Source organism: Thermoanaerobacter thermocopriae JCM 7501, assembly GCF_001310975.1.
GTDB lineage: Bacteria > Bacillota > Thermoanaerobacteria > Thermoanaerobacterales > Thermoanaerobacteraceae > Thermoanaerobacter > Thermoanaerobacter thermocopriae.
In genome coordinates, this window is sequence record NZ_BAZY01000013.1 from 17,905 (window position 1) to 32,419 (window position 14,515).

Annotated in this window: 15 protein-coding genes and 2 pseudogenes; 15 read left to right on the forward strand and 2 right to left on the reverse strand. The window is 33.8% G+C overall.

Going from position 1 to position 14,515, the window contains the following annotated elements; genetic code table 11:
- Nucleotides 1–41: 41 nt before the first annotated feature.
- From rpsF to JCM7501_RS06620, 9 genes and pseudogenes are all read left to right on the forward strand, one after another.
- A complete protein-coding gene (rpsF, locus tag JCM7501_RS06580) occupies nt 42–329 on the forward strand; it encodes a 30S ribosomal protein S6 (RefSeq protein ID WP_012996264.1) in 288 nt (95 codons plus the stop codon).
- A gap of 31 nt (nt 330–360) precedes the next feature.
- On the forward strand, nt 361–813 hold the full coding sequence (locus JCM7501_RS06585) for a single-stranded DNA-binding protein (protein ID WP_028992482.1): 453 nt from the start codon (nt 361–363) through the stop codon (nt 811–813).
- A 14-nt stretch (nt 814–827) separates the two neighbouring features.
- Entirely contained in the window at nt 828–1,097 is a 270-nt protein-coding gene (rpsR, locus tag JCM7501_RS06590) for a 30S ribosomal protein S18 (protein WP_013151045.1), read from the forward strand.
- An 80-nt stretch (nt 1,098–1,177) separates the two neighbouring features.
- Complete coding sequence (locus JCM7501_RS06595; RefSeq protein WP_013151044.1) at nt 1,178–1,483, forward strand: MazG-like family protein; 306 nt, start codon at nt 1,178–1,180, stop codon at nt 1,481–1,483.
- A 4-nt stretch (nt 1,484–1,487) separates the two neighbouring features.
- Complete coding sequence (locus tag JCM7501_RS06600) at nt 1,488–2,396, forward strand: YybS family protein (protein WP_028992481.1); 909 nt, start codon at nt 1,488–1,490, stop codon at nt 2,394–2,396.
- Nucleotides 2,397–2,422: 26 nt separating this feature from the next.
- Complete coding sequence (locus JCM7501_RS06605; protein WP_013151042.1) at nt 2,423–4,390, forward strand: DHH family phosphoesterase; 1,968 nt, start codon at nt 2,423–2,425, stop codon at nt 4,388–4,390.
- On the forward strand, nt 4,387–4,830 hold the full coding sequence (gene rplI / locus JCM7501_RS06610; protein ID WP_013151041.1) for a 50S ribosomal protein L9: 444 nt from the start codon (nt 4,387–4,389) through the stop codon (nt 4,828–4,830). Before JCM7501_RS06605 ends, rplI begins: the two co-directional genes overlap by 4 nt.
- Before the next feature lie 22 nt (nt 4,831–4,852).
- Nucleotides 4,853–6,180: pseudogene (dnaB, locus tag JCM7501_RS06615) on the forward strand (replicative DNA helicase).
- A 36-nt stretch (nt 6,181–6,216) separates the two neighbouring features.
- Nucleotides 6,217–6,894, forward strand: coding sequence for a Crp/Fnr family transcriptional regulator (locus tag JCM7501_RS06620; protein ID WP_028992480.1), 678 nt, complete (start codon nt 6,217–6,219; stop codon nt 6,892–6,894).
- Here JCM7501_RS06620 and JCM7501_RS14495 read toward each other — a convergent pair.
- Entirely contained in the window at nt 6,810–7,025 is a 216-nt protein-coding gene (locus JCM7501_RS14495; RefSeq protein WP_081723153.1) for a helix-turn-helix domain-containing protein, read from the reverse strand. The two genes, JCM7501_RS06620 and JCM7501_RS14495, sit on opposite strands and share 85 nt — an antisense overlap.
- Nucleotides 7,026–7,045: 20 nt before the next feature.
- Nucleotides 7,046–7,394, reverse strand: a pseudogene (locus tag JCM7501_RS15850) (helix-turn-helix domain-containing protein); the annotation flags it as partial.
- A gap of 419 nt (nt 7,395–7,813) precedes the next feature.
- On the opposite strand from JCM7501_RS15850, the gene JCM7501_RS06630 reads away from it, so the two are divergent.
- The 6 genes from JCM7501_RS06630 to JCM7501_RS06650 all read left to right on the forward strand — a co-directional run bounded on the left by JCM7501_RS06630 (nt 7,814) and on the right by JCM7501_RS06650 (nt 14,325).
- Entirely contained in the window at nt 7,814–8,233 is a 420-nt protein-coding gene (locus tag JCM7501_RS06630; protein ID WP_028992479.1) for a hypothetical protein, read from the forward strand.
- Between the two features lie 14 nt (nt 8,234–8,247).
- The gene (locus tag JCM7501_RS06635; protein WP_028992478.1) at nt 8,248–8,964 is read left to right on the forward strand and encodes a SurA N-terminal domain-containing protein; all 717 of its coding nucleotides are present in this window, start codon (nt 8,248–8,250) and stop codon (nt 8,962–8,964) included.
- Between the two features lie 1,070 nt (nt 8,965–10,034).
- The gene (locus JCM7501_RS14510) at nt 10,035–10,382 is read left to right on the forward strand and encodes a hypothetical protein (protein ID WP_245599087.1); all 348 of its coding nucleotides are present in this window, start codon (nt 10,035–10,037) and stop codon (nt 10,380–10,382) included.
- Nucleotides 10,348–11,079, forward strand: coding sequence for a hypothetical protein (locus tag JCM7501_RS06640; protein ID WP_245599086.1), 732 nt, complete (start codon nt 10,348–10,350; stop codon nt 11,077–11,079). The genes JCM7501_RS14510 and JCM7501_RS06640 overlap by 35 nt, the downstream gene beginning before the upstream one ends.
- A gap of 650 nt (nt 11,080–11,729) precedes the next feature.
- Nucleotides 11,730–12,146, forward strand: a complete 417-nt coding sequence (locus JCM7501_RS06645) for a hypothetical protein (protein ID WP_009052071.1) — start codon at nt 11,730–11,732, stop codon at nt 12,144–12,146.
- Between the two features lie 1,027 nt (nt 12,147–13,173).
- The gene (locus tag JCM7501_RS06650; protein ID WP_054644827.1) at nt 13,174–14,325 is read left to right on the forward strand and encodes a hypothetical protein; all 1,152 of its coding nucleotides are present in this window, start codon (nt 13,174–13,176) and stop codon (nt 14,323–14,325) included.
- The last annotated feature ends 190 nt before the right edge of the window (nt 14,326–14,515 follow it).

The window sequence follows — 14,515 nt, forward strand, 5'->3', positions numbered from 1 at the left end:
TGCCCTTTTTTGGGCCGTTTAGTCCAAAAGGAGGTGAAAAAATGAGGTCATACGAGACAATGTACATTCTCTCTCCAGATTTAAGTGAAGAGGAAAGAAAAGGCTTAATAGAAAGATTTAAAAACCTCATTGTTGAAAATGGTGGAGAAATAACCAATTTTGATGAATGGGGTAAGAGAAAGTTAGCATATCCAATTGACAAAAAACCTGAGGGATATTATGTACTGATGAACTTCAATAGCGACTCAAAGGTTTCTCAGGAATTGGAGAGAGTTTATAAAATTACAGATGGCGTTTTGAGATATTTAATAATTAGAACTGACGAATGATCGTTTATTAATATAAAAAGGTGGGTTAAAAATGTTAAATAAGGTTATTTTAATAGGCCGCCTTACAAAAGACCCTGTGATGAGGTATACTTCTGAAATGGTTCCTGTTACCACATTTACATTAGCGGTGAACAGGAATTATGTTAGTCAAAGCGGGGAAAGGCCTACAGATTTCATACCCATCGTAACTTGGAGAAAACTTGCAGAAATTTGTGCTAACAATTTAAAAAAAGGTAGGTTAATAGCAGTAACTGGAAGCATTCAAACCCGAACATGGGATGATAATAGCGGCAATCGGCACTGGGTTACCGAAGTGGTAGCAGATGACGTAAGATTTTTAGAGCCAAAATCTGGTTTTGGCAGCAGTAACGATGCTGAAGAAAATAAAGACTTGGATGAATACTTTGATAGCGTATTTGAAGATGTACCGGAAGAATTTGAGGGTTTTACACCTATTGAGAGTGAAGATGATTTACCTTTTTAAAAGGAGGTTGAAGGATGACAACAGCTAATACTACTGCAAAAGATAATGCGGCGACTACCAAGAAAAAGGGCAGAAAAGCGAAAAAGCGCGTTTGTGCTTTCTGCACAGATAATATAGATAAGATTGATTACAAAGATGTGGCCAGGCTACGTAAGTATATTACAGAAAGAGGGAAAATTCTGCCGAGAAGAATAACGGGAAACTGTGCAAGGCATCAAAGGCAGCTTACAAGAGCTATTAAAAGAGCAAGACAAATAGCACTACTACCATATACAGTAGAATAATGATATAATTATAAGAGGGCAATGCCCTCTTTTAGTTTACTGTTTAAAAAAGCTGTCAAAAATAAAGGTGGAATGGAAAAATGAAAAATAACCTTGAGATTGCCAAAAATATTATGAACATTGAAAATTTAAAAATAAACCTCTTGGGAAAAGTATATTCTCTTTTTAAAGCTTTTAATGAAGATGAAGATGGAGAAGTGTTGAGAGACAATCTTTGTGATATTTTAATTTTTGCCTACTTATTAGGAGAGAAATTGGGCTATGACTTTGAAGAAATGGATGAAGCGGTGATAAAAAAACTCAAACTTCAAGTTATTGATAAAAATGAAGGTGAATATAATTTTTCTGGACTACAAAGATACATAAATAGTAGAAAACGGGAGTGATTTAATGGATTTACGAAAACTTACCAATGCGGCAATGATGACAGCAATTGCTGTAATAATGACGTTAATAGGAGTGTATATTCCACCACTATTCGTACTGTTTTTTTTAATACCAGTTCCCGTTGCTATAACTTGTATAAGAAGCTCTAAATCTTATGCTATTGCATCATCTTTTGCAGTATTTATTGTAAATGTAATTTTTGTAGATATAGCTACAGCTTTTATAAGTTTATTTTTTGCCTTTCAAGGACTTGCTATGGGCTATTTAATATTGAAAAAACGTAGAGCTAGTGAAACTGTTATTGATACCTCTATTGTGTCAATATTTGGGATAGTTATAATATTGTACTTAACAAAAGTAGCCTTCAAAGTAAATGTGTTTGATTTGTTTTTTAAGACAATTGATATAAGCACAAAAGAAGTATTATCTATTTATCAAGGGCATCCAAACTTTTCGGCTATAAGAAGCAATTTATTAGCGGTTCAAGAAATACTAAAGATGACTTTACCTGCATCCATACTAGTTACAGTTGTGGCTGTTATTTTAGTTAATTATATAATTATATCCAAAGTCTTAAAAACTCAAAGGGTCTATATAGAAGCACTTCCTCCTTTTGAAGAATGGAAAATGCCTTATATAACAGGATGGATTTTTATTGGAGTGTTGTTATATCAATATTTTCTAAAGCAACCGGAAGCAATAACTACTAATATAATAGCATTGCTCTCTCTGGGTTTTACACTAGGAGGTTTGGCAGTAGTAAGATATTATTTAATTCATAGATTGAAGATGAAATCATTGGCTGCTAACTTAATCCTTGTATTTTTATTTCTTTTTCCTCTTACCTCTTGGTTACTTTTCGTAATAGGTATTGTGGATACTAGCTTGAATTTAAGAAAATATATGAATTAACAAGTTAAAAAACGAGAGGTGTTTTTGTGGACAAGAAATTTTATAAAGTAATTTCTTCTGTCAATGTGGTAAATATTTTGCTATCAGCTCTCTTAATAGCCATAATGTTTTACTACAACAAGATAATTGCTTTTATTTCATTAATCATTTTTCTTTTGGTGCTTTTACGTGATTACTACGAAATAAAGAAAAAACGTTTAGAGTTAGATAAATACATAGAAAATATATTTTTCAATGTTGACAAAGCATCAAAAAGCCTTTTAGCAAGGATGCCAATTCCTGCTGTTGTGTTAAATAGTAAGGGGGAGATCCTGTGGTATAACGTAAGCTATTCTCAGGCTTTTAATGAAAATGAAGAGATAAAAAAGCTGGTAAAAAAATACACAGAAGGCAAAGCAGATGAGAAAAAGAACCAAATAGAATTCAACGGTCGCTACTATTCTGTGTTAAAAATAGATTCTCAAACAAAAAGAAAAAAAAGAGAAGACTTAAGTTGTACTCTTTTGTTTCTTGATAACACTGAATACTTTAGGCTTAAAAAATCTTTAGCTTCCGATAGACCCGTGGTAGGGCATGTAATAATTGACAACTATGAAGAAGCGATGATGGCAGTAGAAGATATTAAAAAAGCGGTGGTTTCTTCAGAAATAGAAAAAAAACTTTCAGAATGGGCTTTTTCAATAAAAGCCTTTATGAAAAAATATGATGATGATAAATACTTTGTTATATTTAAAGAGGAAGGATTAAAGACGTTGGAAGAAAATAAATTTGAAATATTGGATAAAGTAAGAGAAATTGGGGAAGAAATAAAAATTCCTTTAACTTTGAGCATAGGAATTGGAGCGAATGCCAATGACTTTTTAGCCTTAAATGAATACGCCTCTAGTGCTTTAGACTTAGCATTAGGGCGAGGTGGAGATCAAGCAGTAATAAAAAGAGGAGATAAAATTTCATTTTATGGAGGAAGAACACAAGCTGTTGAGAAGAGGACAAAAGTAAAGGCGAGAGTAATTGCTCATGCCATAAGAGATCTTATAAAAGAATCTTCTACGATTTTTATAATGGGACATGACTTTATGGATTTCGACTCATTAGGGGCTGCGATTGGCATGTATAGAGCCTGCATGTCTTTAGGTAAAAAAGCCTATATAGTATTAGATAAGTCTAATGTAGCGATAGATGAATTGGTAAAGAAAATACAAAACACAAAAGGCTATGAAGATTTATTTATAAAAAGTAGTGAAGTTAAAAATACGGTAGACCAAAACAGCCTTTTAATAGTGGTTGATACCCATAGACCAAGTCATCTTACTTATCCCGAGATTGTAGATATTATAGACAGAATAGCTGTAATAGACCACCATAGAAGAGGAAAAGAGTTTATTGACAAAGCCTTGCTTGTTTATTTAGAGCCTTATGCTTCTTCTGCTAGCGAATTAGTCACAGAAATTTTGCAGTATATAGTAGACAAGATTGACATAAAACCTATAGAAGCTGAGGCTTTAATGGCGGGAATATCGGTGGATACAAAAAATTTCACCTTCAGGACAGGCTCTAGGACTTTTGAAGCAGCCTCATTTTTGAGAAGAAAGGGTGCAGATACAACCTCTGTTAAGCAGCTTTTCCAAAATGACATAGAGTCTTATATAATAAAATCTTCGATAGTGAAAAATGCCGAGATACTGGATAATGGCATTGCAATAGCAGTTAGCCCTCCAAATGCCAACAATCTCATCATAGCCCAAGCTGCTGATGAGCTCCTTACAATAAAGGGAGTACAAGCCTCTTTTGTTCTTTTAAAAAGAGAAGAAGATGTAGCCATAAGCGGACGCTCTCTTGGAGACATAAATGTTCAAATTATCCTTGAAAAGCTCGGTGGAGGAGGACATTTAACTGTTGCAGGAGCTCAGGTCAAAAAACCTATAGAAGAAGTACTGCAAGACTTAAAAAATGCTATTAAAGAATATTTTGAGGAGGAAGGGGAAGATAAATGAAAGTCATATTAGTGAAAGATGTTAAAAATATAGGTAAAGCAGGAGAAATTGTAAATGTCAGTGACGGCTATGGGAGAAATTATCTTCTTCCAAGAGGACTTGCCATAGAGGCTACAGAATCCAACATAAAAGTGCTTAATGAAAAGAAAAAGGCGGAAGAGAAAAAGAGACAGCAAGAATTAGAAGAAGCAAAAAAATTAGCTCAAGACCTTTCAAATATTAGCCTGGTTTTAAAAGTAAAAGCAGGAGAAAATGGCAAACTCTTTGGCTCTGTAACTTCGAAAGATGTAGAGAAAGCTTTAAAGGAGAAAGGCTTTGACATTGATAAGAAAAAAATATCTTTTGACGAGAGTATAAAGACTACAGGTACCTATTATGTAGACATAAAACTTTATCAAGGAGTCACAGCAAAAATGAAGGTAGATGTTGTGGCAGAGTAATTAAAGCAAGGGGGAATAAAGGATGGAGTGGAGCAAAATCCCTCCCCAAAACATAGAAGCTGAACAATCTGTCTTAGGGTCAATGCTTCTATCTAGGGATGCCATAATAGACGTTTCTGAAATACTAAAAGCAGAGGACTTTTATAAAGAGTCTCACAAAAAATTATTCGATGTAATGATGGAGATGTTTGAAAAAGACATCCCCGTTGACCTTGTGACAGTGGTTGATGAACTTAGAAAGCGTAACATGTTAGAAGCTATTGGCGGAATTGATTATATAGCAAGTCTGTCTTCAAATGTCATCACCACTGCTAATGTATCTTACTATGCAAAGCTTATAAAAGAAAAAGCTACATTGAGAAGACTTATTGAGGCCTCATCAGAGATTATGGAGTTAAGTTACGAAGGAGATGACGTAGAAACTGTCCTTGACATAGCAGAACAAAAAATATTTGATATAGCTCAGGGAAGAAACACTACTAATTTTTCACCTATAAAAGACGTGTTAATGAATACCTTTTATAAAATAGAGGAACTTTATAAAAACAAAGGACAGCTCACAGGTATTCCCTCTGGCTTTCCTGACCTTGACTTAAAAACTGCTGGCTTTCAGCCTCTGACTTTATATTAGTCGCAGCAAGACCTTCAATGGGAAAAACCTCTTTTGCTTTAAATATTGCTCAAAATGCAGCTCTTTTGACAGGCCTTCCTGTTGCCATATTTAGCTTAGAGATGTCAAAAGAGCAGCTGGTAAACAGGCTTATCTGTTCTACTGCCAATATAGATAGCCAAAAGCTTAGGACAGGAAATCTTGATGAAGACGACTGGATGAAACTGGCGGCTGCGATGACTCCTCTTTCTAAAGCTCCTATTTACATTGACGACACTCCTGGAATTGGCGTAATGGACATAAGAGCGAAGTGCAGGCGCCTCAAACTGGAAAAAGGATTAGGGCTGGTGATGATAGATTATCTGCAGCTTATGCAAGGGAGAGGAAAGGCAGAAAACAGGCAGCAAGAAATTTCAGAAATATCGAGGTCTCTTAAAAGTTTGGCAAGAGAATTAAATGTTCCTGTAATTACCCTTTCACAGCTTTCCCGCGCACCTGAGTCTAGGTCAGACCACAGACCTATTTTGAGCGATTTGAGAGAATCTGGAGCAATAGAGCAGGACGCTGACATAGTAATGTTTTTGTACAGAGATGATTATTATCATAAAGATTCTGAAAAGAAAAACATAGCAGAAGTTATAATTGCAAAGCACAGAAATGGACCCACAGGTACAGTTGAACTTTTATGGCTTGCACAGTATACAAAATTTGTAAGTCTTGATAAATATAGAACGGAATAATCTTTAGTTTGCTTTTAAGAAGGGATGAAAGTCATTATGTCCGATTTTGATTACCTTAAAAAAGTCCCTTATTTTAATGAACTGGAGGATAAGTCCCTTGAAGAGATACATAAGATCTCTATCATAAAATCTTTTAAAAAAGGTTCTATTATTTTCATGGAGGGGGAAAAGGGAGAAGCTATATATTTTGTAAGATCGGGCAAAGTTAAAATATCAAAAACCTCTTCTACGGGGAAAGAGTACATTATTAAAATAATGGAAAAAGGAGACATATTTGCTGAATCTGTCCTATTTGTTGGTGGAGAATATCCTGCAACTGCAGAGGCTATAGAGGATTCCGAAGTAATTGTACTTAAAAATCAAGACATAGAAAATTTAATACTGAAAAATAGCGAAATAGCCTTAAGCATTATTAAACTTATGGCAAAAAGGTTAAAAAATGTAGCTGTGATAATAGAAAATCTTGCTTTAAGAGATTCCATCGGCAGAACGGCTTCTGTGCTTCTTACATTCGCAAAAGAGAGAGGAATAAACACAAAAGAGGGAATTTTATTAGATTTAAATCTCAATAGGCAAGACCTTGCTAACATAGTCGGTACCTCAAGAGAAAATGTCACAAGGATTTTAAGTCAATTAGATAAAGAGGGGGTAATACGCCTTGACAGGCAGAGAATATTAATTAAAGATATAGAAAAGCTTAAAGAGATGCTGTAGTGATATTTTTCCTTCCAATCACTAAAAAAATAACTTACAGGCACTTCAAGTTTTTCAGCTATATAAATAAGTTGCTCTAAAGAAGGCAATGTTTTGCCATTTTCAATTCTGCTTAAGACAACCCTCTTCATAAATATCACCACATAAAGTTCATTTCAAGACTTTTTTGAGGATTTTCTGTTTTTTTGAGTATCAAAGAGATATTCATTAAAATTCTAACTTCCATATCACTGTAAACAAAATCAGCGTAATTGGAAAGAGCAGGGATAGTAACTTTCATTGCTTCTTCAAGCTTTTTCATAGCCTTTTCATAATCTTTATTGACAGTTTTTTCAAAAACAGATTCGGCGAGAAATAAAAGTTGTTTTTTCAATTTTTCTAAGAGTATCCCTATTAATAAAACTATACTCAGAAACATCAATTTGAGAAAGGCCTAAAGATTTTCTTATATTTTTCAATTCTTCTCCGAAGCCTTCCAGGTCGTAATAGAATCCATCCATTTTTTAACACCCCATGCAGATTCAAATCGGCTTGTAATTGTTTCTTTTACCATGTATTATATAAATAAGGAAAGAAAAAGTAAAGGGAAGTGAGGATGGAATGAAAAAGAATAGGAGATAGAAAGGTAGTACCATTAGGAGAAGAGGATGCAATAGACTTGCATTATGTAATTCCAAGGGGAGTGACGTAAGTTTACACTAAAATTTAATTTTTAGGGCATTGATCATAAAATAGAAAAGACAAGAGATTAAAGATTCGATAAAAAGAATGGAAGGTGTCATATGAGAGTGAATTGTTACTTAAAGCTTAGTTTTCTTGGATAAAAGTTTTAAAAAAATGTAATTATAGTTTTACTGATTAGTATTAATATTATTCCAAGTTTTGCTACTTTTACCCAGAATTATATACGTCATTATGCATGGTCAAGCGATTGGGGCATGAAAATTTTCTTTTTTACGTAAATTACAGTGCTTCTAATTACATTGATTACCCCATGAAGTCTATTGGTGATCATTATGTTGCTGCTTTTAACAACTTGCCAAATCATCCTGAAATAGGTAATGGCAATTGTCACTTGGTAGGTGTTGATGTTGTTGATGCTAGTTCTGGAGTTTTAATTGGTACAATAGATACTTCAAAATTCGTAAAAAATCCGAATGGTTCGATTTGGAATCCAAATACATTAATATATTTTGATTTGTATAGTTCTTATACAATCAATTATTATTCTACGACAACAAAAACTGTTAATTCTACTGCAAAGACCCTTTTCCAATTAGATCCTAGTTGGATACCGAGTAGTTGGACTGACTATACGACTTTAACATTTAGCTTTTGAGGAGGTGAATTGAAGTGAAAAAAGGAAAAACTTTAATTTTAATTAGTTTGAGTATTTTTCTGATATTTATTTTAGCTATTGTTGCTTTTTCATTTTCAGAAGCAAATCCGCAAGAAAAAGCAAATGAATTACAATTTAATAATGTTGTGGAAAAAGTATCTGCCTTTTTTAAAAGCAACAAGGATAAATTACAGATTGATAAAGGTGACATGATTGCAGAAGTTAATGGTATACCGATATACAAAAATGAATTTGAATTACGGAAGGAGTTAACATTAGCACCAGGAGTACAAACAGATAATTTAGATGATTATATATTGCAAAAGTTGATCAAGGAAAAAGTACAAGAATATCTGGCAAATAAATACAATGTAAAAGTTTCGCAAAATGAGATAAATGCATATATAGAAAAAGAAAAAAAGGAATTTAACGAGTATCCCGAAGCAAAGAAAAAATTAAACGAATTGATTGCTGCAAGCGGTATGACAGAAGATGAATATTGGAATACTTATGAAAAATACAATGCAAAAAGGATATTGCTGTTTAGCAAATTGAATAATTATATTATAGAAGAAGGAATAAAGAGCGGGAAATTGAAAAAGGCCGAAGAGATGACAAACGACGTGCAAAATGAATACAAAAGGTATGTTGACAGTATAATAGATGAATATCTAAAAAGTGCTAAAATATCAATTAACAATAAATATAAAGATATGTTTAAAGACTTTTGAGAACATTGCCCAGACGCTGGGGACGGTTCCTTATGTATGAAGACAAAAATCCCTCCTTAAAATGGGGGATTTTCCTTATGTTGCCTATTAGAAAACTGTAATCCACACAGTTCACGTTGAGAAAGCTTCTTTTGAAGCCTTAAAGACTTTATTTTAGTGCCAATAGGAATATTCATAAATATTACCACATAAAGTTTAAATTTTCAGATAATTTATTTCAAAAAATTTCCTTTATTCTTTTTAAACTATTGATTTTACTATTCTTGAGGTTTTTTCTAAAATTTCTGTCATGCAACTTAAAGTTACAGTTTATCATTTTTTCAATGGCGATATATGAAAATGTTTAAAAAATCAAAGATGAGAGAGGTAAATTTAAGTAACCGGCTGTAAAAGATTCTTATCAATATTTTCTAATATTATATCACTTTTACTTGAAAGTATAAAAATGTTATTATGAAGGTAGAGGAAATGTATGGGGGTGAGAAAAACTGAGAAAAATTATAGCATTGTTGAGTTTAGTGGTGCTACTTACAGGTGTGTTTAGTTATTTTAAGGTAAATATAAGTCCTGTGCACAATAACACATCCTACAAATATTTTATCGCAAATGAGAAAGAGCCAAGAGTTCATGGAGAAGAAAGAAGTGATTAGTAATTAAGTAGAAGAGAATTATAAGTAAAGGAGGGTACCCATATAAAAGATGTAAAAACGGTACAAAAATATTTGGTAGCGGAAGAAAGAGAACCAACAGAGAGGATAAAGTATTAGAGTATTTTCAATTATTTGTAATGATTTTTATCTCTGGGATGGGTTGTGAAAATAAATCAATAAATTAGGTTGCTTTCTTAAGGAGTAGTAAAAATATTTGCAGAAAAAATAGGTATAAGGGAACAATAGGAGAAAATGTAATCCAGTTACTTAGGTGAATGTTAAGCCAATGATGGAAAAAATGAGAACTTCATATTTTGTTGAGGTATTTATTGTTTCTGCAAAACATTGTATCCGAAAGGATTGAAGTCCTGAACCTTTATTAAGTTTATAAATTGAACCGTAATGAGAGGAGGATAGTAAATGAAAAAATTTTTAGTTGTAATTACCATTCTGTGCTTAATATTAGGGATGGTTACAACTTTAGGAGCACAAGAAAGTAATAAAGAACAGAATTTTATTGTTGTAACATCCGATAGAATTCGTTACGAACCAAATGCAGATTCTTGGAATCTAGGATTTTCTTTGCTTACGGTTTCAGATTTAAAATCTAAGCCAATTTTAAAATCTATATCTGTAAATGGTGTAGATATAAAAGAATCCCTAGCAGTTGTACCGTCTGAATTTCCGATAAACAAATTTAAAGGATTAACCACGAGCCAGCTAAAGCGTTGGAATGAACTTCGTAAGGCCTACCATAAAGGAACATAGTCCTCAAAGAGGCATTGATAATATATGGGGAAATTCAAGCTTATCTTCTGCAGCTATTGCTCATCCTACAGGGAATCCTCCGTGGACTGACTGGTCTGTTGTCAGATACTCGGGTATCGAACTGATGTCGGGATATTTGCAGCTCAAATTTGATGATGGGGCAAGCCCAATGGTTAGATGGCGTTCGGAACTCACGAGGCTTTTGCCTGATGCCTTTAATTATATCTATCGCCCTTCTGCTCGCACTGGAGACGATTGGCATGCGGAATTCTATGAGCCCAATCCAGAGGGTTATGTGACTTTTATTAATACCTCAGGTTCAACTAGCAAGTTCGCGGTAGATTCAGCATTGCTCAGAGGTAAAACCGTGGCAAGCCGAGATGGAGGGCTTGGCTATTTCTACTTTGAAAGAAATGGGACAACAAAGCATATCGGTGAAACACTTACTGGAGTTCCTGCTAATTCAAGAATTAATATATATTTGACATTCAAACCTGTTAATTCTGGAAGTTACACCATAAAAATTTATAAAGATAACAAAATCTCTGAGATTTTTAGCCAAACAGGTTCGTATTCTAGTGGTGTTACCTATAATATGTCTGGTTCCTTTATATTTGATGGCGGGCAACACTATTATTACCTTTATATCTCTGGACCAGATTATATATATTCAACACCAATTTATGTGTCGAATTAGACTTAATTTATTAAAAAAATAATTTAATATAAAAGAAGAAGGTGTTAATCCACCTTCTTCTCTTGTGTGCGCTCATTATGGGCGATAACTATGCGGTGAAAGTGCACTATGGGCTTGGTAGTGTGAACCATTAGCCAAAGGCAAGGGCGTCCATCGTGAGGTGGAATCTGAAGGAAGTCGGCAGCAGAATTCCGGGCTGATGAACAAAAACCACATATGAGGTTGACTTGGAGTGGACGAATTTGTACATCAAAACGAAATCCAACACTGCTTGAGCTCCGAGCATTAAAAGTGGCGGGTATATGGGAGGAAAGTTATCGTTTTTACCTAGGGGGGTCTCAAGGAAAAGTCAGGAAAGAAGACTCTGAAATGACAACCCATGCAGTGAGGTATGGCTGAACCTTGAGAAATCAACAGAGGTTTTCAAAGAAGGATTTGACATTATCACAAATATCTGCAAGTGATAATTGCTTAGTTTTGATTTTCAAAAAGTTTCCTTCGGTTTGTTTTGAAGTCTAATCCTCTATATAAAAATTTGACGACCAAAAACAGCGAAATTCAGTTGAAAATTATATAGCGGAACCCATGAATTTTTAAGGCTTTTGAGGCTCTGAAAGGCCTAATCTTTTTACAGAAAGGAGAGATGAAGGTTGAAGTATAAGAAAATAATATTTTTAATAGGTTTGCTATGGGGATTAATATCTTTTGGGCTTATCGAAGTCGCTGGAAGAAGGGGACAATTTTCTATGGGAAATTATTTAATGGATTCTAAACCTTTTATTGCTGTAGTTGATATAATTAGAGCCGACAATTTAGTATGGCTGCTTAAGCTTCTTCTTTTACCGTATGCTGTTGGATTAGATTTATCTATATGGACTATTGGATTCATAGGATGTATTTTTAAATATGGCAATTCGTCTTTTCAAGCATTGGGTAAAGTGTTTGTGAATTATCCGATTGTAGAATGGTTTATACTAATTATTTACACTATATTAGGAGGAGTTATACTTGTAATACTGCCTTATTATTTGATAAGCTATGCGGTTGCAAAATTGCTAAAAATATAAATTTCTATAAAAACAGGTATTTTTAAAAAGTCTAATGAAAGTTTAAAGTGAATTATCATACACCAGAGAGAGACAAAGAGGACAAGAGGGACGGTTCCGTGCGCTTAGAAAAGCTCATGCGTTAGAACAGGTGCGAATCCTGCCCGATAAAGCCTAGCCAGCAACGGAATAGCAATGCTTTCTCGGGGTCATAGGCCTTGACATGTTATACAATATTAACGCATAGGGAACTCAGGAGGTCTTGTAACTCCCAGAAAGAGTACGATAAACAAGTGTAAAATACAAGGATATCGGAAGGTTAGCAGGAAGTCGGATTACGGCATAGTACTGATAATCTCCATACTGCTCTAAACATATGAAGTGTAATTATGGGGTATGGGATCATGTAGCAATGTCATGCCCAGACGCTGGGGGCGGTTCCTCACGTATGAAGATAAAAATCCTCCATAAGATGGGGATTTTTATTATGCTGCCTATTAGAAAACTGTAATCCACACAGTTCACGTTGAGAAAGCTTCCTTTGAAGCCTTAAAGACTTTATTTTAGTGCCAATAGGAATATTCATAAATATCACCACATAAAGTTTAAATTTTCAGATAATTTATTTCAAAAAATTTCTTTTATTCTTTTTAAACTATTGATTTTACTATTCTTGAGGTTTTTTCTGAAATTTCTGTCATGCAACTTAAAGTTACAGTGTATTATTTTTTCAATGACGATATATGAAAAAAGGAGAAAAAGAAAGAAAAAGTGAATAACTTTGCCAAAACGAAATATTGGGATAGTTCTTCAACAATTTTGACATTTTACTGGAAGAGGCAAGAATGGTAGGATAAAATTGAAAAAGGTATAGCTTTATTGACAAGAGTAACTTTTCTGCTTGGATACTGACATATGTTAACGTAAAGCTCGCCTATATAAATGATAAAAAAATAATGCAACCGTATTATTATCTACAGTGATAATAATTAGGCGTGGACATAATTATCCAAAACAATTAAATTTTAAAAGACAAGGGGTTGGAAGAATGAAAGAAAAAGAGCAAAAATTTAAACAAGTCTTGTCTTTATTTATAATCTTTGTATTAACTTTTATAATGACCTGTGGTTGTTCCACTGAGGAGAAAAAAGAGAAGGTAAAATTGAATGGAAGTCCTTTTGCAATTCTTGAGGAGGAAGAAGAGGAAGTAAAAGCGAAGCTTTATTATTGGGACCTTGAACACAAGAAAATAAAAGATGAATCAAAAATCATGCATACCATTCTAAAGAAAGAGGTACCAAAAGAAATTTACAAGAAGTCTCCAATTTCATGGGATGGAAAAGGACATTTGGTAATTCCATCATATGCACAAGTTTCTCAAGAGTATCAAGGAAATGTCGAGAAAGTAGAAATTCCTTTGCAAGAAAGAATAATTTGGGGGAAAGATGTAAAACTGGTCAGTAAAGAAAAGGAGAAATACATTTTGGTTTTTACTGAGAATAGTAAGGATAAAGAAATAGAGTTGGTTATTCCTCCACACTTTTTTAAAGGGAATGACGGTAAAGAGTACAGCGTAGGAGAAACAGGCACTGTAGCAGGAATTATCAAAAAGGGAGATGAGGTATTTATACTGTACTCTTGTTTTATACCAGGTGCAGGGGAAATCTATGCAAAACTTTTCATAGCAAAATATGATCTTAAGGCAGAAAAAATAGAATGGGGAGAAGTAGAGATTCCAGAAAATGCAGAATTATCACCGGCGTTACCCCCTTTACCAGACAATACAACTTCTATTGAGAAAAGCTTCTTTATGCCTACTCTTACAGTTCCTGCAGAAGTAGATATTGATAGTATGAAACTTAAGCCAATCAACAATATCATAGAGTATCAGAAGAAATATGCTTCAGAAACATTGAAATCAGCCATGCCGGTTAATATAGAAATTTTGGGGAGCTATGAAGATATTTTATTTGTAGGTATTCAAATGGTGAAGCCCACCGAGCCTCCAGAACTCTATGTTTTTGCGCTAAAAGATGGGCAAATGATGGGACTTTTGCGAAGGACAGAGAAAGGGATAGAGCTAATAGACCAAGAAAATAAGGTAGTGGAAACATACGACATACCTAGAAGCAGTAGTTTTGGCGGAGAAAGGAATATCATTTTCCCAAATACAAGCGGGACAAATAGTATGATGGAGTAAAAATTAAAGTTGTAGGGTTGGAGGGGGATTTTATTAATTTTTTAATTTCTTAATTGCAATTACAGCCGTTTTTTGTGATTGGCCTTTTAATCTTTGATATAGCAGATAAAAACGCTATAGGAATGTATTAGGAATAGTTGAGGCTTTGTGGTAGAATTTCAAATGTTCTAGAATCAAAATTCACAACTCT

Coding starts and splice junctions, on each gene's coding strand:
- rpsF (WP_012996264.1), top strand. CDS start 42: ATGAGGTCATACGAGACAATGTACATTCTCTCTCCAGATTTAAGTGAA.
- JCM7501_RS06585 (WP_028992482.1), top strand. CDS start 361: ATGTTAAATAAGGTTATTTTAATAGGCCGCCTTACAAAAGACCCTGTG.
- rpsR (WP_013151045.1), top strand. CDS start 828: ATGACAACAGCTAATACTACTGCAAAAGATAATGCGGCGACTACCAAG.
- JCM7501_RS06595 (WP_013151044.1), top strand. CDS start 1,178: ATGAAAAATAACCTTGAGATTGCCAAAAATATTATGAACATTGAAAAT.
- JCM7501_RS06600 (WP_028992481.1), top strand. CDS start 1,488: ATGGATTTACGAAAACTTACCAATGCGGCAATGATGACAGCAATTGCT.
- rplI (WP_013151041.1), top strand. CDS start 4,387: ATGAAAGTCATATTAGTGAAAGATGTTAAAAATATAGGTAAAGCAGGA.
- JCM7501_RS06620 (WP_028992480.1), top strand. CDS start 6,217: ATGTCCGATTTTGATTACCTTAAAAAAGTCCCTTATTTTAATGAACTG.
- JCM7501_RS14495 (WP_081723153.1), bottom strand. CDS start 7,025: ATGAAGAGGGTTGTCTTAAGCAGAATTGAAAATGGCAAAACATTGCCT.
- JCM7501_RS06630 (WP_028992479.1), top strand. CDS start 7,814: ATGGTCAAGCGATTGGGGCATGAAAATTTTCTTTTTTACGTAAATTAC.
- JCM7501_RS14510 (WP_245599087.1), top strand. CDS start 10,035: ATGAAAAAATTTTTAGTTGTAATTACCATTCTGTGCTTAATATTAGGG.
- JCM7501_RS06640 (WP_245599086.1), top strand. CDS start 10,348: ATGAACTTCGTAAGGCCTACCATAAAGGAACATAGTCCTCAAAGAGGC.
- JCM7501_RS06650 (WP_054644827.1), top strand. CDS start 13,174: ATGAAAGAAAAAGAGCAAAAATTTAAACAAGTCTTGTCTTTATTTATA.